This window comes from Streptomyces sp. NBC_00209 (genome assembly GCF_045206345.1).
Classification (GTDB): domain Bacteria; phylum Actinomycetota; class Actinomycetes; order Streptomycetales; family Streptomycetaceae; genus Streptomyces.
In genome coordinates this window covers 3107143-3127400 of record NZ_CP108121.1, presented here as the reverse complement: position 1 = coordinate 3127400, position 20258 = coordinate 3107143, and the positions used below count along the sequence as shown (strand labels likewise).

Below are 20258 nucleotides of genomic sequence, written 5' to 3'. Positions count from 1 at the left end.
TCAGGTGGTGCGGGGGGCGGCGGCGAGCGCGGCGCGGAGATGGCCGCGCGACTCGGTGAGGAGCGTGGCGGCCGTGGGGCCGTCGACCTGGCCGAGGATCGTCAGGATGGCGTTCTTCACCTCGCCGTCCGTGGCGGCGAGCGCCGCCTCGATCTCCTCGTCGGACGCGCCGGTGGCCAGCGCGACGATGCGCCGGGAGCGGGCCCGCAGCTTCTCGTTGGAGGCACGCACGTCGACCATGAGGTTCCCGTACGTCTTGCCGAGGCGGATCATCGTGATGGTCGAGATCATGTTGAGCACGAGCTTCTGGGCCGTGCCCGCCTTGAGCCGGGTGGAGCCGGTCAGCAGCTCGGGGCCGACGACGACCTCAAGGGGGTGCTCGGCGGCGGCGCCCAGCGCGGAGGCCGCGTTGCACGACAGGCCGAGAGTCAGGGCGCCCTTCGCCCGGGCGTGCTCCACGGCCCCGATCGCGTACGGCGTACGGCCCGAGGCGGAGATGCCGACCACCGTGTCGTCGGCGGTGAGCTCCAGCGCCTCCAGGTCGGCGGCGGCCAGCTCCTTGCTGTCCTCCGCGCCCTCGACGGCGGTGACCATGGCGGACGGGCCGCCCGCGATCAGGCCGACGACGTCCGCCGGGTCCGTGTTGAACGTGGGCGGGCACTCGCTGGCGTCCAGCACGCCCAGCCGTCCCGCGGTGCCCGCGCCCGCGTAGATCAGCCGTCCGCCGCGGGCCATGCGCTCGGCGGTGGCGTCGATCGCGGCGGCGATCTCGGGCAGCCGCTCGGCGACGGCGGCTGGGACGGTCTGGTCCTCGCCGTTCATGATCCGGGCGATCTCCGCGGTGGCCAGCCGGTCGATCTCGGCGAGCTCCGGGCGGAACGCCTCGGTGGTGAGGGTCGCGAGCTCGGCGCGCAGCTCGCCGTAGCCGTCGGGGGTGGCGTCGGTCAGGGAGGTCATGGAGGGCGGCTCTGCTTTCTCGTACGGCGTGCGGGTGCGGGGCGGATGCGGGGCGCTGCCGGAGGGCGTCCGGGTGACGGTCAGCGGGTGCGCGGGGTGTGGCGGTGGGCCAGTGCCTCGTAGGAGGCGGCGAGGGCCGGGGCGGCCGTCTCGTACGTACGCTGGGCGACGCCTATGAAGAGGCAGTCGACCACCAGGAGCTGGCTGGTTCGGCTCGACATCGCGGCCGGGCGCAGCTCGCTCTCGCGCGCCGTGGACGTCGTCAGCACGTGGTCCGCGTACTGCGTGACGGGGCCGTCGGGGCGGCCGGTGATCGCGACCGTCGTCGCGCCCCGGTCGAAGGCCACGCGCAGCGGCTCTATGACGTCGCCCGTCGAGCCGGAGTGGGTGATCGCGATGGCCATGTCGCCGGAGCGGAGCTGCACGGCGTTGGTCACCGCGAGGTGCGGGTCCGTGTGGGAGTGGGCGATGAGGCCGATCCGGGACAGCTTCTGGGCCAGGTCCTGGCCGACGAGGGAGGACGCGCCCACGCCGTAGATGTCGATCCGGCGCGCGGTGGCGGCGGCGGCGACCGCGGCGCCCAGCTGCACCGTGTCGAGCCCGGCGGCGGTGTCGGCGAGGGTCTGCTGCTCGTCGTAGGCCAGCTTGGCGACCACGTCGGCGATGGGGTCGTCCACCGCTATGTCCGCGGTGACGGCGGGGGCGCGGCCGGACTCCTGATGGGCGGCGAGACCGGCGAGCGCGAGGCGCAGGTCGCGGTAGCCCGGGTAGCCCAGGAGGCGGGCGGTGCGGACCACCGTCGCCTCGCTGGTGCCCGTCAGCTCGGCGAGACCGGTGACCGTCAGGGCGGCGCAGCCCGCCGGGTCGCCGGCGACGGCCTCGGCGACGCGCTGCATGGAGCGGGTCATGGACGGCGCCAGTGTCCGCACCTTGGCGGCGAGGGCCGCCGGGGCGGGCGGCGAGTCCGTACTGAAACTTTCCTTCAGGTCATTGGTCACCTTTGAAAGATATTTTCAAGTCGGAAGGGCGTCAACCCTCTTTGGTGTGACCTTTGGCAGAAGCCGTTGACGCCGCCGTACGGGTGGACAATGGCTGCATGGAGCAGAATCCGCCGGAGTCCGACCGGCCCGACCGCCTGGAGCAGGCGCTGCACACCGCCCGCGCCCTCGTCATGGCCGACCTCGCCGCCGGACACGTCGCCGAGGCGCAGATCGTGTCCCTGGTCGAGGACGCCGTGACGCACCGCCGCTGGTGGGTGGAGCAGTGGCCGGAGGGCGCGGAGTTCGTCGTCGGCCTCGTCGCCCAGGACGTCCAGGACGCGCTTCTTGAGCGGTACGGCCGCTGGCCGCTCTGCCCGGTTTGCGACGCGGGCGACCCGCACGCGCTGGACGTCGAGCCGGAGCTCGGGCCGCACCCGCACTGGGTCTGCACCAAGGCCGCGGTGGCGGTCGCCCCGGTCGGCGCGCTCGGCGGGATACTCCGGCCGTGACGCTCTACATCGACCCGCCGACCTGGCCCGGCCACGGGCGCCTCTGGTCGCATCTGGTCAGCGATGTGTCCTTCGAGGAGCTGCACGCCTTCGCGGCGTCCATCGGCGCCCCGGCGCGGGCGTTCGAGCGCGACCACTACGACATCCCGGCCACGCGGTACGAGGACGCGGTGCGGGCCGGGGCGCGGGAGATCGGCTCGAAGGAGCTCGTCCGGCGGCTGACCGAGGCGGGGCTGCGGCGACCGAAGGGGCGCCCGGCGCCGCAGCCGTAAGCCCTCAAGCCCCCGTCGTACGCCCCCGTCGTACGCCTCAGCCCGTCGCGCACTCCGTCGACTCCACCGGCGCCCCCTTGGGCGCCCCCTGCGCCACCAGCCGGGAGGCCGCCGAGCCGCGCGCCCGCTGGAGCCGCAGCGAGAACACCACGGTTACCAGCGCCGCCACGGTCATCGCCGCCCCGGCCCAGGCCGTCGCCTCGAAGCCGAAGTCCGCGTCGATCACCGTGCCGCCGAGCCAGGGACCGCCCGTGTTGCCCAGGTTGAACGCGGCGGTCGTCGTCGCCCCCGCCAGCGTCGGCGCGGCGCCCGCCACGTTGAACATCCGGGCGTTGAGCGCGGGCGCGGTGTAGAACGCCGACAGGCCCAGCAGGAACGACAGCGTGATCACGGCCGCCTGGTTCGACGCGAACAGCGCCAGCGCCGCCAGGAACACCGTCGACGCGGCGATCCCGCTCAGCAGCACCCCGAAGAGGTGCGCGTCCGCGACCCGGCCGCCGATCGTCGTACCGACCAGGGCGCCCACGCCGAACAGCGCCAGCACGGTCGGCACCCAGCCGGAGTCGAGACCGGCCACGTCCGTCAGCAACGGCGCGAGGTAGCTGAACGCGCAGAACACGCCGCCCGCCGCGAGCGCGGTGATCACGATGGACAGCCACACCTGGCGGTCGCGGTAGATGCCCATCTCCCGCTTGAGCTGCGGCTTCTCGGCGGGCAGCGGGATGCGCGGGATCAGCGTCGCGACGCCGACCAGGGCCACCGCAGAGGCCGCGCCGACCGCCCAGAAAGCGGACCGCCAGCCCAGGTTCTCGCCGAGGAACGCGCCCAGCGGGACGCCCAGCACGTTCGCGATGGACAGCCCGCCGATCATCACCGCCATGGCGCGGGCCCGTGCGTTCACCGGCACCATCGCGATCGCGACGGCCGCCCCGACCGCCCAGAATCCGGCGCACGCGAACGCGCTGACCACGCGGGACGCGAACAGCACCTCGTACGTCGGAGCGAGCGCACCCGCGACCTGGCCGAGGCCGAAGACCGAGATCAGCGCGATGAGCGTCGTGCGGCGCGGCAGCCGCAGCGTCGCCACGGCGAGCAGCGGGGCGCCGACCACCATGCCGATCGCGAACGCGGATATGAGGAGTCCGGCGCGCGGAATCGACACGTCCATGTCGTCGGCGATCGGGGGCAGCAGCCCGGAGAGCATGAACTCGCTCGTGCCCAGGGCGAAGACCGAGAGACCGAGGATGTATACGGCCAGGGGCATACGGGAAGGGGTGCGCACGGCGGAGTCAGGCATGACAGGTGGCAACAGCGGAAACGTTCCTCACATTCCCCGGGCGCCGGTCGCTCCCGGTCAGCGCGTGAGCAGTTCGAGCTCCGTCAGCAGGTTCTGCCGGGCCTTCGGCTCCCACTCCCGCGTCCCGTACGGCGTACGGAACAACTGCGGCAGTCCCAGGAGTTGCCGCAGTACGGCCGCCCGTCCGTCCCGGAACGCCTCGTCCGGCACGAAGCCGTACTCCGCGCGGACCTGCGCCGCGTACTCCCCGTACTCCTTCGGCGGCGCCGCGAGGATGGCCAGGTCCGCGTCGCACAGCACCTCGCCGTTGGTGTCGCCGGGGGCGGGGTCGTGCGTGACGGTGAGCCGGACGAGCCGGGCGACCTCCCCGGTCATCGCGTCCGGCACCCCGGCCTCCGGGAGCGCCCGCTCGGCGAGCACCGCGCTGCGCTCCTCGTTCTCCGACCGGTCGGGCCGGTACACCGCGTCGTGGAACCAGGCCGCCAGACGTACGGCGTCCGCGTCGGCGGCGTGCCCGGCGAGCGTGTCGATCCGGTCCAGGACCGCCGCGAGGTGGGCGGTCGTGTGGTACTTGCGCTGCGGCTCGGCCCAGCGGGCGAGGAGGTTGTCGGCGTACGGGAGCGGATCGGGCCCCTCCGCACCGGCCCGGGCCGCGACGAGGGCGTCGTGCCAGCGGGTGCGGAGCGCCTGAGCCATGTCGTCCATGCCCCGAGGGTAGGGCGTGTGCCGGACGGTCAGTGTCCGGGCGGGGTGTCCAGGGCCAGGGCGGCGAAGGTGGCCAGCCAGTGGTCCGAGCTGAAGTCACCGGAGGAGACCGTGGGCAGGCCCACGGCGAGGTGCGCCTCGGCGGAAGCGGCCAGGGCGTCGCGGACGGGCCCCCGGCCCAGGGCGTCGCCGATCGTGCGGAGCGCTGCCGCCCGGCTGAGGGTGAGGCCGAGGAGGTGGCCGATCTGCGGGTCCGCGTGGTCGGAGACGACGGGCGGGGTGAGCAGCGGGGACGTGGTGAGCTCCGGCAGGAACCCGGCCAGCCAGCTCCGGAACGCGTCGGCGGGCAGGACACGGCGCATCGCGTCCGCCTCGGTCAGGGCCGGGGACAGGAAGTCCTGCCCGGACGGCTCCCAGTGGGCGGGGGCGTCGTGGTCCTCGGTGAACCAGGCGCGGAGCCGGTCCGCCACCGCGTCCAGGACGGCACCGGACAGCCCGGCACGCGGACCCGCGTCCAGGACCAGGCCCAGGCCGAAGGCGCTGTTGGGGTGGACGCCGTGCCGGACCGGGTACGTGGCCCGGGGCAGCCAGCCGGTGAGGAGTTCGCCGACCACCTCCACGGCGGGGGCGAGCGCGTCGGCCCAGCGGTCGCCCTCCGGGGTGCCGACCGCACGGCACTCCGCCGCCAGGGCCACCAGCCACGCCCAGCCGTAGGGGCGCTCGAAGTGCGGGCGCCCGCGCAGGTAGGCCGCCTCGACGGCGAGGTTCTCCGGGGTCAGGTGGGTGTCCAGCACTTCGCGGACGCGGGTGGTGAGGGTGGCGGGGAGGTCGCCGGTGTGCGCGAAGCGGCGCAGCAGCCGGACGAGCAGCCAGTGCATGTGCACCGTGGAGTGCCAGTCGTACCCGCCGTAGAACGCGGGGTGCAGGGCGCGGGGCTCGACCAGCTCCTCGGGGCCGCCGTAGAGGTGGGCCGGGGCGTTGGGGTATTCGCGTACGACGTTGGCGAGGGCCAGTTCGGCGAAGGGCACGGCGTACGCGGCGGGGAGCGCGGGGGACATGGGGGTCACTCCAGAGGGGTGGACGGGTTGCTCGGGTCGGGAGCCGTGCGGGGGCGGGCGCGGTGGTTCAGAAGGCGAACAGGCTCATGATCGCGATGTTGCAGACCAGCAGGGCCGCGGCCGTCGGGAGCTGGGCCTTGATCGGGCCGTACTGGTCCTTGAGTTCGAGCAGGGCCGCGGGGACCAGGTTGAAGTTGGCGGCCATCGGTGTGACGAGGGTGCCGCAGAAGCCGCACAGCATGCCGATGGCGAGGATCGCCGGGGTGTTGCCGTGCATCTGCTGGATGAGGACGGGCCAGCCGATCGCGGCGGTCATCACCGGGAACGCGGCGAAGGCGTTGCCCATGACGATGGTGAACAGCGCCATGCCGCAGCAGTAGACGGCCACGGCGACGAACTTCTGGCCGTCCGGCAGGACCGCCTCGGTGATCCTTCCGACCTGTTCGCCGACGCCCGCGGACTGGAAGATCGAGCCGAGGACGGAGAGCAACTGCGGCAGGAGGAGCGCCCATCCCATCGATTCGAGCATGTTGCGGCCGGCGTGGAGCGGCACGGAGACCTTCCGTTCGCGCAGCAGCACCATGCCCACCGCCAGGGCGGCGATGGCGCCGACGCCGAGGCCGAGGATGGTCTCGTAACCCGGTTCCAGGACGGGTTCGCCGCCGATCTTCCAGTCCTTCACGAGCGTCGCGCAGATCATCGCGACGACGGGGATGGTGAGCGCCGGAAGGAAGAGCTTGCTGCCGAAGCGGGCGGCCGAGGCGGCCCGCTTCTCGCGGGGCGGTGTGTGCGACTCGCCCTTGCCGGTGAGGCCGCAGCCGCCCAGGACGATCAGGATCAGGACGGCGACGCCCAGCGGTTCGGCGGGGAGGGACTTGTCGACGACCCCGGTCGAGTAGAGGAACGCGGCGCCCAGCAGACCCCAGAAGCCGGCCGAGCCGAAGCGCTTGGGGTTGGTGCGGTCCATGGCCATCTGGGCGGCCATGACGAGGAACACCGCGCCCACCAGCCAGAAGAAGTACTCGGACTTGATCACTTGGCGTCCTCCGCCCGGACCTCGGTGTGGGCCGTCAGGTCGTTCTCGGCGGCGGCGACGGCGAGTTCGCGTTCCAGCTGCCGGTCGAGGTGGAGCAGGCGGGCGCCGTGGATCAGGAAGGCGCAGATCGCCGAAGGAATGGCCCACAGGGCCAGGTGCAGGGGTTCGAGGTGCTGGTCGTAGGTGGAGTTCACGAAGCCGGTGATCAGCAGGATCGATCCGATGGCGATGAAGCAGTCCTCGCCGAAGAACACGCCGATGGTGTCGGCGCCGGACGCGTGTGAGCGGACCTTCTCGCGCAGCTTCCGCGGCAGCGGGCGCCCCGCCTTCGCCTCGGCCGCGGCCTCGGCCATGGGGGCGATCAGCGGCCGGACACTCTGCGCGGGTCCACCGATGCTGGTGAGGCCGACGGAGGCGGTGAGCTGCCGGATCAGCAGGTAGAGCGTCAGGAAGCGGCCGGTGGTGAGTCCGCCCAGCCTGCCGATGAGCGTACGAGCCTGCTCCTGGAGTCCGTACCGCTCCAGCAGCCCGATGACGGGCAGGGTGATGACGAAGACGGTCACGGAGCGCGCGGAGGCGAAGCTGTTGCCGAACGAGGCGAGCACTTCCTGCGGGGAGAGCTTGCCGAGCAGTCCGGTGACGATGCCGGCGACACCCACCACGAGGAGGGGATTGCGGCGGGTGGCGAATCCGAGGATCACCACGAGCACGCCGAGGAGAACGATCACGCGTCGGCCTTCTTCCGCGCATGGACGTGCAGGCGAGGCTGCGCGGTCCTGACAGGACGGGGGTATTGCGCGAGACCATAGGCGATTGTTCAACAAACACACAAGGGTGTGAGGTACACGAATAAGCGACCGTCCTGGCGGAGGGCGCCATGGGCCGTGTGCGCGTTGGAGACTTCGCGCCCGAGGGCTGGAAGGATCGTGGAACGTTCCGGGTGGGGCGGCGTCGAGGCGCCGCCGGTCGGATGCCCGAGGTCGGGTTACCGTGCGGTCGGACGCCCGAGGTCGGGTTACCGTGCGGTCAGACGCTCCGCGTACGCCTCCGCCAGCTGGCGCCGCGAGTCCTCCAGGTAGAAGGCGAGCATCCGCTCCGCGCCCGCCGCGTCGCCCTCGGCGAGCCTGTTGGTGATCTCCCTGTTGCGGGAGAGGTAGGGCTCGTGGAACCGGCGTGGGTCGGCCATCACATGGAACGCCAGCCGGAGTTCCGCGAGGACACTGCGCATCAGCTCGTCCGTACGGGGGCTGTTCGCGAGGCCGGCCAGGGCCTGGTGGAAGCGGATGTTGGCAGTCGAGCAGACGGCCCAGTCGTCCGCGAGCGCCGCTCGTTCGCCCGTCGACACGGCCGCCTCGACGGCCGTCAGGTCGTACGGTGGCGCGCCCAGGTTCCGCAGGGCCGCACATTCGACGAGGAGCCGGACCCGGTAGATGTCGACCAGGTCGTCCACGGCGAGGACGCGGACGAAGACGCCCTTGTTGAGCCGGTGCTCCAGGAGGCGTTCGTGCGAGAGCAGGCGGAACGCCTCGCGCAGGGTGTTCCGGGACACCGCGAGGGCGCCGCTGATGCTCTCCTCGGAGAGCCGGCTGCCCGGCGGGAAGTAACCCGCGGCGATGCGGTCCCGGAGGGTGACGGCGACCCGCTCGGCAGTGCCGGACCGGGCGAGGGGCGCGCCGTCCGGCGCGGGCTCCGCATGTTCCGGACGGTCCGGAGCGGTCCGGTCGATCGCAGTCTCCGCCATGCCCGTCCCCTGCCTCCCCGGCGCACGTCGTGCGGGTGCGCACCCTGTGATCAGTGAACCGTACTGGCGTCGCCGCCTCCCCTCCGGGTCTTGTCGAATTGTTGAACAATCGCTAGCGTGCGCCCCGTGATGGATCTGACGAACCCGGTGAGCAAGACGGACCAAGCGCATGTGATGGATCTCAACGCGGATCTCGGCGAAGGGTTCGGGCGTTGGACCCTCACCGACGACGAGGCGTTGCTCGACTGCGTGACCAGTGCCAATGTCGCCTGCGGCTTCCACGCGGGCGACGCGTCCGTGATGCGGCGGGTCTGCGACGCGGCCGCGGCCCGGGGGGTCGTGATAGGCGCCCAGGTCTCCTACCGCGACCTGGCCGGCTTCGGGCGCCGCTCCATGGACGTGCCCCCGGCGGAACTCTCCGCGGAGATCGCCTACCAGATCGGTGCGCTGCGGGTCTTCGCCGAGGCGGCCGGCTCCACGGTGGCGTACGTCAAACCGCACGGTGCCCTGTACAACCGCGCCGTCTGGGACGACGACCAGGCCGCGGCCGTGGTCGCAGGGGTCCGGATGGCGGGCGGGAACCTCGCGGTCCTCGGACTTCCCGGTTCGCGCCTGCTCGGCCACGCGGCGGCCGTGGGTCTCGCCACCGTCGAGGAGGCATTCGCCGACCGCGCGTACACCCCGGGGGGCACCCTCGTCCCCCGGAGCGAGCCCGGTGCGGTGCTGCACGACGAGGACGAGGTCGTGCGCCGCAGCGTCGGGATGGCGGTGGACCGTTCCGTCACCGCCGGGGACGGAAGCCGGATCCCGGTCGCCGCACGCTCACTGTGCGTCCACGGGGACACCCCGGGCGCGGCGGCGCTGGCACACAGAGTCCGGTCGGCGCTGGAAGCGGCGGGCGTGGCCGTGCGGGCGTTCGGGTGAGGGGAGGAGCGGGCGCCGCGAAGGGGACGGTGGGGGATCCCCGGTCTTCCGGTCTGCCGGCCCGGGGCGGCCGTGGCGGGACCGAGTCGGCCGGCCCCGCCGGCCTCCGGGTGCTTCCCGCCGGTCCCTGTGCGTTGCTGGTCGAGCTGTCCTGCGGTGAGCATGCCCGGGCCCTTCACGCCGAGTTGCTGCGGCGCCGGGCGCGCGGCGAGCTGCCCGCGGTGCGCGAGATCGTGCCCGGGGCCCGGACCGTCCTGCTCGACGGCATCGCGGACCGCACTCCGGAGGGCCGCGCCGCGCTCGCCCACGCGCTCGTCTCCTGGGACATACCGCCCCTGCGGCACGACGACGGGGAGGCCGTCGAGGTCCCCGTCGTCTACGACGGCCCGGACCTCGCGGACGTGGCCGACGCCTGGGGCGTCACCGCGGAGGAGGTGCCGGGCATCCACGCCGGGACCGAATTCCGGGTGGCCTTCTGCGGGTTCGCTCCCGGCTTCGGCTATCTCACGGGGCTCCCCGAGCACCTGCACACGCCGCGCCGCGCGACTCCGCGCACCCGCGTTCCGGCCGGGGCCCTGGCCCTCGCCGGGCCGTACACCGGGGTCTACCCCCGTTCGTCGCCCGGCGGCTGGCAAATCATCGGGCGGATGTCCCGGCAGGCGGAGCTGTGGAACCCGGCCCGGGAACCGGCGGCCCTCCTGAGCCCCGGGACACGGGTGCGCTTCGTCGCCTCGGAGGTGCGGTCGTGACCTGCCGGATCGAGGTGGTCCGGGCGGGGGCCCTGACCACCGTCCAGGACGCGGGGCGCGGAGGCTGGGCGCACCTCGGGGTGCCCCGGTCCGGCGCCCTCGACGCCCCTTCCCACCGGCTCGCCAACAGGCTGGCCGGGAATCCCGGCACGGCGGCGGTCCTGGAGACGACCGTCACCGGCTGCGCGGTCCGCCCGGACCGGCCGGTCGTCGCCGTCGTCGGCGGTGCGCCCTGCCGGGTCACGGTCGACGGGCGGCCCGTCGCCTGGGGCGCACCCGTCCGCGTACCGGCGGGCGCGGTGCTCGACGCCGGCCCCGCGACGCGGGGGCTGCGCAGCTACGTCGCGTTCGGGGGCGGACTGCTGCCGGAACCGGTGCTCGGCAGCCGGTCCGCGGACCTGCTCTCCGGGCTGGGCCCCGCGCCGCTGCGCGACGGGGACGTACTGCCGCTCGGTCACGAGGTGGCGCAGCCCGTCGCGGTCGACGCCGTGCCGTGGCCGGCCGTGCCCGAGGTGCTGGTCCTGCCCGTGCACCTCGGCCCCCGGCACGCCTGGTTCACCGACGAGGCGCTGCGGACGCTGACCACGGCCGCGTACCGGGTCTCGCCGCAGAGCAACCGCATCGGCCTGCGCACCGAGGGACCGGCTCTGGAGCGCGCTCGTGCGGGCGAGCTGCCGAGCGAGGGCATGGTGCTCGGCGCCGTCCAGGTGCCGCCGGACGGCCGGCCGGTGGTGTTCCTCAACGACCATCCGACGACGGGCGGTTACCCCGTGGTGGGGGTTGTGTCCGAACCCGCGTTGGCGGCGGCGGCCCAGGCCGCGGCGGGGACAGTGGTGCGGTTCGTACGCGCCGGGGGGTGAGCCCGGCGCGAGGGGACATCAGCGGCGTCGGTCAGTCGGCGGGGCTGTCGCCCGGACGGTCCACGCAGGACAGGGCCATGATCTCGTCCTCGGTCGGTTTGGCCTCGTCCCGGGTCTCCTTGGGCACCTTGGGCAGGCTGTTCTGGAAGTCGCGTTCCCAGGACGTCGCCTGGCGGACGTACTGCTTGAGCACGTCGCGCAGCCGGACGCAGTCCTTGCGGTGGCCCTTGGCCATGGCGATGCCGTAGTCGTTGGGCTCGCCGAACTTGAGGCCGGGCACCACCCTGAGCGTCGGGTTGGCCTGCATGAATCCGTACAGGATCAGCTGATCCGTGGAGACCGCGTCGACTTCCTTGGCCTTGAGCGCGTTGACACAGGTCTTCGCGTCCTCCTCCACACGCGTGACGATGGTGTTGTGGGACGGCTTGTTGAGCTCGTTGGCAGACGTGGTGCCCCTCCATACGCAGACGGTCCTGCCGTCGAGGTCGGCCAGCGTGCGGATGTTCCTGTCGTCGTCCTTGTGGATCAGGAAGCCCTGCAGGGTGGAGGCGTACGGGCCGACGAAGTCGAGGTCGTCGCCGCCCTCGTCCTTCGGCGCCATCCGGGTCGGGGTGATCGAGAAGGTGGCTGCCACGAGCTGCACGTCGCCGTCGTGCAGCAGCTTGGCGCGGTTCTTGGACAGCACCCCGCTGAAGCGCGGGGTGTCGTAGCCGAGCATGTTCATGAGGTTGCCGACGACGGCGATGTCGAAGCCGTTGTACTCGCCGTCGTGCGGCGAGTAGCTCGTACCGGGCTGGTCGCTCTTGGCCGCGACCTCCGTACGGTCGCTCAGGATCGACGGAGGTTCGGAATCGCAGCCGGTCGCGGACACGTAGACGAGGGCCGTCGCCATGGCGGCGGGGACGGTCAGCGCTCGCCGGTTCCGGAATGCTCCTGCCATCTCAAGTCTCGCTCCCTTTGAGTCGTGCGCCGTCAGTCGTTGTGCAGGATGCCCTGCCAGCCCACCAGACGCAGGGCGCAGCCCTCGTCGGTGCGCACCCGGATCTCGAAGACCGCGCCGGTCCGGCCGGTGAGATCACCGAGGGCGAAGTCGGTCGTGGAGCGGGCGGGGAGGTCGGCCTCGTGCGGGGTGACCCCCGCGGTGACCGCCGTGAGATCGACCCGTGTCTTGTGGGAGCACGCCGGGGCGTCCGGGTCGTCCTCCCCGATGCGGAGGGTGAGGCGGAGCCGGTCCCTCAGGTCCGCGCGGTCGGGCTTCACAAGCTTCATGGTGAGCACGCTGCCCGGCGCTCCGGTCAGGGGCCGCGAGCCGTGCACGTCGAATGTCGCGGTCACCTCGCCGTTGCGGACGACGTTCTCGAACGACCACCAGCTGAGCAGGGAGAAGACGAGCGCGGCGATCAGCAGCAGGTCGGGCAGCCGGGGTCGGGCGCCCTTCCGGAACTCCTGGCGTCGCGCGTGCGGTCCGACGCCGCCACTGTGGCCGCTGTCGGGCTTGCGTACCCCGATATGGCACACGGCGGCGACGGCGGCCAGGAGCAGGAAGGCGAAGAAGCCCACGTACTGCTTGCGGGAACCACCGGGCCAGTTCGCCACGGCGTAGCCCGCGAGGGCGGCGGCCAGGACGAGGAACGCCCAGCCCATGGCGAACGTGGCCCGCTCGTAGAAGATCTGGGAGAGCGTGTTGACCCGGCCCACGACCAGATTGTTGTCACCGGTCGAATGGGCCGAGGCTTGGTCCGAGTCGCCGTGGCGCTCCCTCACGGCCGGTCTCTTCTGACGTGCTGGTTGAAGGTCTCGACGTTGCCCATCACCGTGTTGTCGTTGCCGTACGACGTCACGGTGGTGCTCGAAGAGGCCGGAGCGGGCTCGCGCTGCTGTGCGACGACCAGATCCACGAGGTCGCGGCGCTCGCTCTGCGGAGTCCGCAGCCAGGCGAGGATCGCCGCGCCGAGCTGGGCGCGCTCGGTGTCGGTCAGCTCCCCGAGCCTGCGGTCCATCTCGCCGGCGGTCCGCGGAGTGAGTGCCGACTCGTCGTCACCCTCCGGAGCGTCCCGCCCTACCAGACCGCGGAAGACACCTTCGCCCGCTTCGAGGCCCCGGTCCGCGATCTGGTCCACGGTCCTCTGCAGCACTCCGTCGGCCAAGCGGGAGGCGAGTCGAGTGAGGTGAGGGGGCAACATGTCGGCAAGATCGAGCAGTACGGACACGAGGGCTCCAGGGGACTTGGCGTTTCCTGAGACAACTATCGTGACTTACAAGGTAGTTGAGACAACGTCATTTCTCCGTAAGAAATAGGCCGTCCTTCGCAAGAGCCGTCCGCGTCGAAGCCGGGCTCGGTCTCGTGACGCGGATTCTCCCGGCCGACGGTGCCGACGGCGGACGCTATGTTGTGGCCATGGCTGACGAACGTGATCCGGAACTGCCCGGCCTCCTGCTGCGCACCGAACGGGACGTCTTCGTGCCGCTGCTGCGCGAGGCGGACGACCGCGACTTCGAGCTGCGCACCGCCTGCCCCGGCTGGACCGTACGGGACGTGCTCGCGCACTGCGGGGCCGCGCTGACGCGGGTGGTGGAGGGCCGGTTCGAGCCGGGGGTGTTCAGTCCCGAGGCCAACGACCGGGACATCGCGGAGCGGGCCGACTGGACGAACGCGCGCATCGTGGACGAGCTGGAACGCGGGATGACCGGGGCGGGCGCGGTCATCGCGGCGGGGGGCGGGGCGATGGACGGGATCGCGCTCGGCGAGTGGGTGCACGCGGGGGACGTGCGTGAGGCGTTCGGTGCCGAGGGGGCCTATGCGGGGGTCGGACTCGCCCCCGCCCTGGACCTCCTCGCGGCGGTGAGCCGGAAGCGGAGCCCGGTCCCGCTCACCGCCCGGCTGACCGGCGCGGACGGGGAGCTGCGGCTCGGCCCCGAGGACGGCGGCCCCGAGGACGGCGGCCGTGCGCGGGGCCGGTACGCCGGGGACGGGGCGACGCTGATCCGGCTGTACGCGGGCCGGCCGCTGACCGGCACGCGGTACGAGCTGGCCGGGGCGCGGGAGGGCGAGCTGAACCTCTTCGGCTGAGGCGAGGTGCGGTGCGGCGCGCCCGCCGCTCAGGCCGTGGCGGGCAGGCCGAAGCGGTCGGCGATGATCCGCAGGGTCACGGCGCCGTCCGCGTTGAACCCGGGCTCGGTCTCGTAACGCGGGGTCTCCCGGCCGACGATCCCGGCGGCCAGCAGTTCGCGTACGAGCAGGTCGCCGGAGCGGCGGGTCTCGCGGCGGGCGCCGATGTTGAAGCACGTGGTCGAGAAGCCGCGCCTGGTGTTGATGAAGTGGAACGGGTGCACCTCGCAGTGCGGGACCGAGTAGTTCTGCCCATGGGGGCACGCGCAGGCCGGGGTGGAGGCCAGGAACACGGTTTCCAGGGGATTGGGACGGCCGAAGCGTTCCTCGTAACGGAATCCGGTGAGGTATCCCGCCCGCGTCGCGAGGTCGCCGCCCTTGTACGTCGCCGCGTCGTGCGTCAGCCAGGCCCAGACGTCGGATGCGCCCTGCGTACGGGCGGGGAGGCCCAGGTCCGTGTAGATCCCGCTCAGGGTGGGAAGGTCGAGGCCCTTGGCGTACGTGACGAACGTGTCCGGGGCGATGAAGGGTGCGCTCATGCCGCCGCCACCTCCTGGGCGAGCGGCGGTGAGGGCAGGCCGAAGCAGGCGGCTATCGCGCGCATGATCCGCTCCCTCTTGTCGAAGTCGTGCACATCGCAGTCGTGGCTCGGATCGGTCTCCCAGGCGACGCATTCCGCGTCGGGGCCTATGAGATTCGCGGCGAGCAGTTCGGCGGACATGTAGTCCGGGTTGTCGCCGACGCGTTCTTCCACGTCCTCGAAGCTGAAGTGGACGATCCACTTCCCGTCGCGCAGATACGTGAAGTCCGGCCCGTGCGCCTTGGCGCTGCACGGCTCGGTCACGATGACCACGATCTCGCCCCCGGACGCGCAGATGCGCGTGTAGTCGATGTTGTCGTAGTCCTCGATCTCCCAGTTGGCCATGTCATGCACCGCCCATGCCCAACCCCCCGCCTCTCCCTCTGCCAGCGCCTCACGATGCTGCCCCCGCACCCCCGCCACGAGCGCGTCCCGGGACAGCCCCCGGGCGAACACGAGGTTGACCTCGTGGCCCGGGAACTCGTACGCACTGTCGATAAAAGTCATGCGGCGAGCGTAGGCGGGGGGACTGACAACGGGGTTGGGCGTGCGGCCATATTCGGGCGACACGGAGGGTGTGGCTCTGGGAATCTACGCGCGGGCGTGGGCCCGTTGAGTTTGGGTGTCGACTGGATGGTGAGCGATGACTTTCGTGCTGGTGGGGCCGGTTCTGGAAGGTTCTCGGGTGCGGCTCGAACCGCTCGAACACCGGCACGCGGAGGGGCTTCTGCTCGCGGGGCAGGAGAACCGGAGTTCCTACGGCTACACCTGGGTGCCCGGGCCGGGGGAGGTCGAGGGGTATATCGACGCCCAGTTGGGGCGGGCCGCCGACGGGAAGCTGGCGCCCTATGTCCAGGTGGACCGGGGGTCCGGGCGGATCATCGGGGCCACGGCCTTCTGGGAGCCGCGCTGTTGGATGGGTGACGACAGTCTCACCGCCATCGAGGTCGGCTTCACCTGGCTCGCCGCGTCCGCGCAGGGCACCGGGGTGAACACCGAGTCCAAGTACCTGCTCTTCCGGCACGCGTTCGAGGAGTGGGGCGTCTCGCGGGTGGACCTCAAGACCGATGCGCGCAACCGGCGTTCGCGGGCCGCGATCGAGTCGGTGGGCGCGCGCTTCGAGGGCGTCCTGCGGAACTGGTCCCGCTCCTGGGCGCCCGGCGAGGAGGGGCTGCTTCGGGACTCGGCGATCTTCTCCGTCACGGCCGTGGAGTGGCCCGACGTACGGGGGCGCCTGGAGGCGCGGATCGCGCGCTGAGGGCCGGTCGTACGCCGTACCGGCTCCTTTACGATCACCGCATGATTGAGGGAAAGCTCGTTCGAATCCGCGCCCTGCACGCCTCCGACCTGGACGCCCACCTGCGATGGCGCAACGACCACGAGGTCGTGCACTGGGCCACCGGTGGCGACCCGCACTACGGGCCCATCACCCGTCAGGCCCTGGAGGGGTTCCACGACGCGCGGCTCCGGCAGGACCCGCGTACGGAGGCATCGCTCACCGTGGAGGACCTGGCCGACGGGCGGGTCATCGGCACCGTCGACTACCGCGACGTCGAACCGTTCACCCGGCAGGCGACGGTGGGCATCACCATCGGCGAGCGCAGCCACTGGGGAGGCGGATACGGCTCCGAGGCCCTGCGGTTGCTCCTCGAACACCTCTTCGGCGCGTGCGGTATCCGGCGCGTCGAACTTGACACCTGGAGCGGCAACGAGCGCGCCATGCGGACCTTCCGGCGCGCCGGGTTCGTGGAGGAAGGACGCCGGCGCTCCGCCGTCCGCGTGGGCGACCGCTGGTACGACCGGGTGGTCTACGGCCTGCTGTACGAGGAGTGGGCGGAGCGCCGGAGCTGACAACGGGGGCGTACGGTCCGCGCCTACGCCTCCCCCCGGAACCCCCGCAGGCGCAACGAGTTGCCGACCACGAAGACCGACGAGAACGCCATCGCCGCCCCCGCGATCATCGGGTTCAGCAGGCCCGCCGCGGCCAGTGGCAGCGCTGCCACGTTGTACGCGAAGGCCCAGAACAGGTTCGTCCGGATCGTGCGCAGGGTCCGGCGGGCCAGGCGGATCGCGTCCGGGGCCGCGCGGAGGTCGCCGCGGACCAGGGTCAGGTCGCCCGCCTCGATCGCCGCGTCGGTGCCGGTGCCCATCGCCAGGCCCAGGTCGGCCTGGGCCAGCGCGGCGGCGTCGTTCACGCCGTCGCCGACCATCGCCACCGAGCGGCCCTCCGTCTGGAGGCGCTTGACGACGTCCACCTTGTCCTGCGGCATGACCTCCGCGTACACCTCGTCGATCCCGACCTCGGCCGCGACCGACTCCGCCACCGCCCGGTTGTCGCCGGTCAGCAGGATGGGCGTGAGGCCCAGGCGGCGCAGGCGTCCGATCGCCTCCGCGCTGCTGTCCTTCACCGCGTCGGCCACTTCGAGCACCGCGCGCGCCTCGCCGTCCCAGGCGACCGCGATGGCCGTCCGTCCGGCGGCCTCCGCCTCGGCCTTGCGGGCGGCCAGGTCCGCCGGGAGGCGTATCTCCCACTCCGCGAGGAGCTGTTCGCGGCCGACGAGGACCGCATGGCCGTCCACCACGCCCCGCACGCCCAGGCCGGGGACGTTCGCGAAGTCCTCCGGGGTGGGAAGAGCGGTGCCCGTGCGTTCGGCGGCTCCGGTCGCCACCGCCTGGGCGATGGGGTGTTCGGAGGCGTGTTCCAGGGCTCCGGCGAGGCGGAGGGCGTCGGATTCGGTGGTTCCGGGGGTCGTGTGGACGGCCTGGAGGGTCATGCGGCCCGTGGTGACCGTGCCGGTCTTGTCGAGGACGATCGTGTCGACGCGGCGGGTGGACTCCAGGACCTCGGGGCCCTTGATGAGGATGCCGAGCTGGGCGCCGCGTCCCGTACCGACCATCAGCGCGGTCGGGGTGGCGAGGCCGAGCGCGCAGGGGCAGGCGATGATCAGGACCGCCACCGCCGCCGTGAACGCGGCCGTCAGCCCCGCGCCGTCCGCCAGCCAGAAGCCCAGCGTGCCGAGCGCGAGCGCGATGACCACGGGGACGAACACCGCCGAGATCCGGTCCGCGAGGCGTTGCGCCGCCGCCTTGCCGTTCTGCGCGTCCTCGACCAGCTTCGCCATCCGGGCGAGCTGGGTGTCCGCGCCGACGCGGGTCGCCTCGACCACGAGGCGGCCGCCCGCGTTGAGGGTCGCGCCGGTCACGGTGTCGCCCGTGGAGACCTCGACCGGGACGGACTCGCCGGTGAGCATGGACGCGTCGACCGCCGAGGAGCCCTCGACCACCGTGCCGTCCGTGGCGATCTTCTCGCCGGGGCGCACGAGGAAGCGGTCGCTGACGCGGAGGTCCGCCGTGTCCACGGTCACCTCGCGGCCGTCGCGCAGGACGGTGACCTCCTTGGCGCCCAGTTCGAGGAGCGCCTTCAGCGCGGCGCCCGCCTTCCGCTTCGACCGGGCCTCGAAGTAGCGCCCGGCGAGGATGAACGCGGTGACGCCGGCGGCCGCCTCCAGATAGATGTTCCCCGCGCCGTCGGTGCGGCCGATGGTCAGCTCGAACGGGTGCGTCATGCCGGTCATCCCGGCGGTGCCGAAGAACAGTGCCCACAGCGACCACAGGAACGCGGCCGACGTGCCGAGCGAGATGAGCGTGTCCATCGTCGCCGCGCCGTGCCGGGCGTTGGTCCACGCGGCCCGGTGGAACGGCAGGCCCGCGTACGTGACGACGGGCGCGGTGAGGGTGAGCGCGAGCCACTGCCAGTTGTCGAACTGGAGCGCCGGGATCATCGACATCGCGATCACCGGCACCGCGAGGAGCACGGCCGTGATCAGCCGCTGCCGCAGGGTGTCGGGCGCCTGCGGGGTGGGTACGGCCGCCTCTTCCGTTCTACGTGCCGGAGGTGCGGGTTCGTGCGCGGTGTAGCCGGTCTTCTCGACCGTGGCGACGAGGTCCTGTACGGAGGCGGCGGCGCCGTCGTAGGTGACGTGGGCCTTCTCCGTGGCGTAGTTCACGGTGGCCGTGACGCCGTCCATCCGGTTGAGCTTCTTCTCGATGCGGGCCGCGCAGGAGGCGCAGGTCATGCCGCCGATGACCAGCTCTACCCCGGCCTCTGTGGTGTGTGCGGTGTGCGCGGGCACGGGCCCTCCTCGTGGTGGTCCCTGGGTACTCCGTTCCGGGTACCCCCTAGGGGTATCTGTTCCTCATCCCCTGTATACCCCCACCCCCTATGCCGAAGCAAGGGTGATCCTCTGTGGGTGCGCGGACCGCGCCGGTCGGTCGCCCGTCGGCCGTTCGGCCTCGCGTATCTTCACGTTCACGGTCAGGGCTGCGCCGTCGGCCTACCGCCCCGTAGGCTGGGCCATTGGACTAGACCTGTAGCTGCTTCCTGGAGGATTGGGATCCCATGAGCAACCGTGCAGTCCTGGAGGTGATCGCTCTCGACGCGGAGGACGCGGTCGCTGCCCAGGCGGGTGGTGCGGACCGGCTTGAGCTGGTCACCGACATGGCGGCGGACGGCCTCACCCCGTCCTGCGCGACCTTCGCGGCGATTCGCGCCGCGGTGGACATTCCGCTGCGCGTGATGCTGAGGGTCGCCGACGGTTTCGCGGCCGGTGACGTCGAGATACTCGTACGCAAGGCGCGTGAGCTGCGGGCGGAGGGGGCGGACGAGTTCGTCCTCGGCTTCCTGGACGCGGACGGGAACCCGGACCTCGTCGCGGTCGAACGGCTCGTCGCCGCGCTGGACGGCTGCCGGTGGACGTTCCACCGGGCGATCGACCGGGCGGCCGACCGGGACGCGCTGCGCAAGGCGCTTGCGGATCTGCCGGGCCTGGACACGTATCTGACGGCCGGGGCGGCGGCGGGTGTGGACGCCGGGATACCGACGTTGGTGGCTGAGGCGGGGCGGCGGGGCGAGCCCGGGTACGAGCCGCGGATTCTTGTGGGGGGCGGGTTGCGGCTGGAGCACCTTCCGGCGCTCCTGGACGCGGGGATTGACGCCGTGCACATCGGTGGTGCGGCGCGGTCGGATGGGTGGAGCGGGCCGGTGGACGCGGATGCGGTACGGGAGTGGCGGGCGGTGCTCGACCGCTAGGCGCGGGGCGTGGGGGCGCCCGTTGCGCCCCGTTCCTGCGGGGGCGCGGCCCCCGGACCCCTGCTCCTCAAGCGCCGGAGGGGCTGGATTGGGCGGGCGTGGGTGCGCCGCCCGCGTGCGGCGCCGTGGTTTCGGGGGCGCTGCCCCCGTGCCCCCGCTCCTCAAGCGCCGGAGGGGCTGAGATTGCCCGGCGGCGCTGGGGGGTCGCCCCCGCGAGTGACCGGCGTGCCCTGGAAAGTCAGCCCGTCCGGCGTTTGAGGACGGAACCCTCGGCCCGGACCGGGGCGATCAAGCGGCGGCGCGGAACGTCTTCCTGTCATGACCCTGGCGCAACCCGCGTCCCCCGCCCCACAATGGCCACGCGGTGATGGGAACGCTCCCATGGCGCGCCT

The 20258-nt window shown here is 72.4% G+C and carries 23 protein-coding genes; 9 read left to right on the top strand and 14 right to left on the bottom strand.

Annotated features, from left to right (window positions below; translation table 11 throughout):
* Together murQ and OG867_RS13990 are read right to left on the bottom strand one after the other, a co-directional pair.
* Positions 1-957 (bottom strand): N-acetylmuramic acid 6-phosphate etherase, encoded by a 957-nt coding sequence (gene murQ / locus OG867_RS13995; RefSeq protein ID WP_328901467.1) that lies wholly within the window; start codon positions 955-957, stop codon positions 1-3.
* Positions 958-1037: 80 nt separating this feature from the next.
* Positions 1038-1955: a MurR/RpiR family transcriptional regulator gene (locus OG867_RS13990; RefSeq protein WP_328901468.1), complete on the bottom strand. Its 918-nt coding sequence runs from the start codon at positions 1953-1955 to the stop codon at positions 1038-1040.
* 98 nt (positions 1956-2053) lie between these two features.
* Here OG867_RS13990 and OG867_RS13985 point away from each other — a divergent pair, with 98 nt between their 5' ends.
* Positions 2054-2446, top strand: coding sequence for a hypothetical protein (locus tag OG867_RS13985; RefSeq protein WP_328901469.1), 393 nt, complete (start codon positions 2054-2056; stop codon positions 2444-2446).
* The gene (locus OG867_RS13980; protein ID WP_328901470.1) at positions 2443-2718 is read left to right on the top strand and encodes a DUF4031 domain-containing protein; all 276 of its coding nucleotides are present in this window, start codon (positions 2443-2445) and stop codon (positions 2716-2718) included. Before OG867_RS13985 ends, OG867_RS13980 begins: the two co-directional genes overlap by 4 nt.
* 37 nt (positions 2719-2755) lie before the next feature.
* On the opposite strand, the gene OG867_RS13975 is transcribed toward OG867_RS13980, so the two are convergent.
* From OG867_RS13975 to OG867_RS13950, 6 genes are all read right to left on the bottom strand, one after another.
* Entirely contained in the window at positions 2756-3982 is a 1227-nt protein-coding gene (locus OG867_RS13975) for a Cmx/CmrA family chloramphenicol efflux MFS transporter (RefSeq protein ID WP_328901471.1), read from the bottom strand.
* A gap of 90 nt (positions 3983-4072) precedes the next feature.
* On the bottom strand, positions 4073-4720 hold the full coding sequence (locus OG867_RS13970; protein WP_328901472.1) for a hypothetical protein: 648 nt from the start codon (positions 4718-4720) through the stop codon (positions 4073-4075).
* 29 nt (positions 4721-4749) lie between these two features.
* A complete protein-coding gene (locus tag OG867_RS13965) occupies positions 4750-5778 on the bottom strand; it encodes a DUF2891 domain-containing protein (RefSeq protein ID WP_406285505.1) in 1029 nt (342 codons plus the stop codon).
* 67 nt (positions 5779-5845) lie between these two features.
* Entirely contained in the window at positions 5846-6814 is a 969-nt protein-coding gene (locus OG867_RS13960; RefSeq protein ID WP_406285503.1) for a DUF979 domain-containing protein, read from the bottom strand.
* Entirely contained in the window at positions 6811-7542 is a 732-nt protein-coding gene (locus tag OG867_RS13955; protein WP_406285500.1) for a DUF969 domain-containing protein, read from the bottom strand. The genes OG867_RS13960 and OG867_RS13955 overlap by 4 nt, the downstream gene beginning before the upstream one ends.
* Before the next feature lie 287 nt (positions 7543-7829).
* The gene (locus OG867_RS13950) at positions 7830-8555 is read right to left on the bottom strand and encodes a GntR family transcriptional regulator (protein ID WP_406285497.1); all 726 of its coding nucleotides are present in this window, start codon (positions 8553-8555) and stop codon (positions 7830-7832) included.
* A 174-nt stretch (positions 8556-8729) separates the two neighbouring features.
* Between OG867_RS13950 and OG867_RS13945 the strand changes: the two genes are divergently transcribed.
* The 3 genes from OG867_RS13945 (at position 8730) to OG867_RS13935 (ending at position 11088) form a co-directional block, all read left to right on the top strand.
* A complete protein-coding gene (locus OG867_RS13945; RefSeq protein WP_406290950.1) occupies positions 8730-9479 on the top strand; it encodes a LamB/YcsF family protein in 750 nt (249 codons plus the stop codon).
* Positions 9480-9589: 110 nt separating this feature from the next.
* A complete protein-coding gene (locus OG867_RS13940) occupies positions 9590-10228 on the top strand; it encodes an allophanate hydrolase subunit 1 (RefSeq protein WP_406290947.1) in 639 nt (212 codons plus the stop codon).
* Positions 10225-11088 (top strand): biotin-dependent carboxyltransferase family protein, encoded by an 864-nt coding sequence (locus OG867_RS13935; protein WP_406285494.1) that lies wholly within the window; start codon positions 10225-10227, stop codon positions 11086-11088. The genes OG867_RS13940 and OG867_RS13935 overlap by 4 nt, the downstream gene beginning before the upstream one ends.
* Positions 11089-11119: 31 nt before the next feature.
* Here OG867_RS13935 and OG867_RS13930 read toward each other — a convergent pair whose 3' ends face one another.
* Genes OG867_RS13930 through OG867_RS13920 form a run of 3 tightly spaced genes read right to left on the bottom strand, consistent with a single transcriptional unit; the run spans position 11120 to position 13208 of the window.
* Positions 11120-12028: a transporter substrate-binding domain-containing protein gene (locus tag OG867_RS13930; protein WP_328901476.1), complete on the bottom strand. Its 909-nt coding sequence runs from the start codon at positions 12026-12028 to the stop codon at positions 11120-11122.
* A 32-nt stretch (positions 12029-12060) separates the two neighbouring features.
* The gene (locus OG867_RS13925; protein WP_328901477.1) at positions 12061-12852 is read right to left on the bottom strand and encodes a hypothetical protein; all 792 of its coding nucleotides are present in this window, start codon (positions 12850-12852) and stop codon (positions 12061-12063) included.
* Positions 12849-13208, bottom strand: a complete 360-nt coding sequence (locus OG867_RS13920; RefSeq protein WP_328901478.1) for a hypothetical protein — start codon at positions 13206-13208, stop codon at positions 12849-12851. Before OG867_RS13920 ends, OG867_RS13925 begins: the two co-directional genes overlap by 4 nt.
* A 278-nt stretch (positions 13209-13486) precedes the next feature.
* On the opposite strand from OG867_RS13920, the gene OG867_RS13915 reads away from it, so the two are divergent.
* Entirely contained in the window at positions 13487-14158 is a 672-nt protein-coding gene (locus OG867_RS13915) for a maleylpyruvate isomerase family mycothiol-dependent enzyme (protein ID WP_406285491.1), read from the top strand.
* 29 nt (positions 14159-14187) lie between these two features.
* Here OG867_RS13915 and OG867_RS13910 read toward each other — a convergent pair whose 3' ends face one another.
* Both OG867_RS13910 and OG867_RS13905 read right to left on the bottom strand, forming a co-directional pair.
* The gene (locus tag OG867_RS13910) at positions 14188-14736 is read right to left on the bottom strand and encodes a hypothetical protein (RefSeq protein WP_406285489.1); all 549 of its coding nucleotides are present in this window, start codon (positions 14734-14736) and stop codon (positions 14188-14190) included.
* A complete protein-coding gene (locus OG867_RS13905) occupies positions 14733-15284 on the bottom strand; it encodes a hypothetical protein (protein WP_328901481.1) in 552 nt (183 codons plus the stop codon). Before OG867_RS13905 ends, OG867_RS13910 begins: the two co-directional genes overlap by 4 nt.
* A 136-nt stretch (positions 15285-15420) precedes the next feature.
* On the opposite strand from OG867_RS13905, the gene OG867_RS13900 reads away from it, so the two are divergent.
* Both OG867_RS13900 and OG867_RS13895 read left to right on the top strand, forming a co-directional pair.
* Complete coding sequence (locus OG867_RS13900; protein ID WP_406285486.1) at positions 15421-16035, top strand: GNAT family N-acetyltransferase; 615 nt, start codon at positions 15421-15423, stop codon at positions 16033-16035.
* Between the two features lie 41 nt (positions 16036-16076).
* The gene (locus OG867_RS13895; RefSeq protein WP_406285484.1) at positions 16077-16628 is read left to right on the top strand and encodes a GNAT family N-acetyltransferase; all 552 of its coding nucleotides are present in this window, start codon (positions 16077-16079) and stop codon (positions 16626-16628) included.
* 23 nt (positions 16629-16651) lie between these two features.
* Here OG867_RS13895 and OG867_RS13890 read toward each other — a convergent pair whose 3' ends face one another.
* Positions 16652-18853 (bottom strand): heavy metal translocating P-type ATPase, encoded by a 2202-nt coding sequence (locus OG867_RS13890; RefSeq protein ID WP_406290945.1) that lies wholly within the window; start codon positions 18851-18853, stop codon positions 16652-16654.
* A 323-nt stretch (positions 18854-19176) separates the two neighbouring features.
* Between OG867_RS13890 and OG867_RS13885 the strand changes: the two genes are divergently transcribed.
* Positions 19177-19866 (top strand): copper homeostasis protein CutC, encoded by a 690-nt coding sequence (locus OG867_RS13885; protein ID WP_406285482.1) that lies wholly within the window; start codon positions 19177-19179, stop codon positions 19864-19866.
* Positions 19867-20258 lie beyond the last annotated feature (392 nt).

Bases quoted from the DNA above. Each gene is read 5' to 3' on its own strand.
- OG867_RS13890 (WP_406290945.1), bottom strand. From the start codon at position 18,853: ATGACCTGCGCCTCCTGCGCGGCCCGCATCGAGAAGAAGCTCAACCGG.
- OG867_RS13985 (WP_328901469.1), top strand. From the start codon at position 2,054: ATGGAGCAGAATCCGCCGGAGTCCGACCGGCCCGACCGCCTGGAGCAG.
- OG867_RS13910 (WP_406285489.1), bottom strand. From the start codon at position 14,736: ATGAGCGCACCCTTCATCGCCCCGGACACGTTCGTCACGTACGCCAAG.
- OG867_RS13970 (WP_328901472.1), bottom strand. From the start codon at position 4,720: ATGGACGACATGGCTCAGGCGCTCCGCACCCGCTGGCACGACGCCCTC.
- OG867_RS13895 (WP_406285484.1), top strand. From the start codon at position 16,077: ATGATTGAGGGAAAGCTCGTTCGAATCCGCGCCCTGCACGCCTCCGAC.
- murQ (WP_328901467.1), bottom strand. From the start codon at position 957: ATGACCTCCCTGACCGACGCCACCCCCGACGGCTACGGCGAGCTGCGC.
- OG867_RS13930 (WP_328901476.1), bottom strand. From the start codon at position 12,028: ATGGCAGGAGCATTCCGGAACCGGCGAGCGCTGACCGTCCCCGCCGCC.
- OG867_RS13900 (WP_406285486.1), top strand. From the start codon at position 15,421: ATGACTTTCGTGCTGGTGGGGCCGGTTCTGGAAGGTTCTCGGGTGCGG.
- OG867_RS13905 (WP_328901481.1), bottom strand. From the start codon at position 15,284: ATGACTTTTATCGACAGTGCGTACGAGTTCCCGGGCCACGAGGTCAAC.
- OG867_RS13950 (WP_406285497.1), bottom strand. From the start codon at position 8,555: ATGGCGGAGACTGCGATCGACCGGACCGCTCCGGACCGTCCGGAACAT.
- OG867_RS13945 (WP_406290950.1), top strand. From the start codon at position 8,730: ATGGATCTCAACGCGGATCTCGGCGAAGGGTTCGGGCGTTGGACCCTC.
- OG867_RS13915 (WP_406285491.1), top strand. From the start codon at position 13,487: ATGGCTGACGAACGTGATCCGGAACTGCCCGGCCTCCTGCTGCGCACC.
- OG867_RS13885 (WP_406285482.1), top strand. From the start codon at position 19,177: ATGAGCAACCGTGCAGTCCTGGAGGTGATCGCTCTCGACGCGGAGGAC.
- OG867_RS13975 (WP_328901471.1), bottom strand. From the start codon at position 3,982: ATGCCCCTGGCCGTATACATCCTCGGTCTCTCGGTCTTCGCCCTGGGC.
- OG867_RS13965 (WP_406285505.1), bottom strand. From the start codon at position 5,778: ATGTCCCCCGCGCTCCCCGCCGCGTACGCCGTGCCCTTCGCCGAACTG.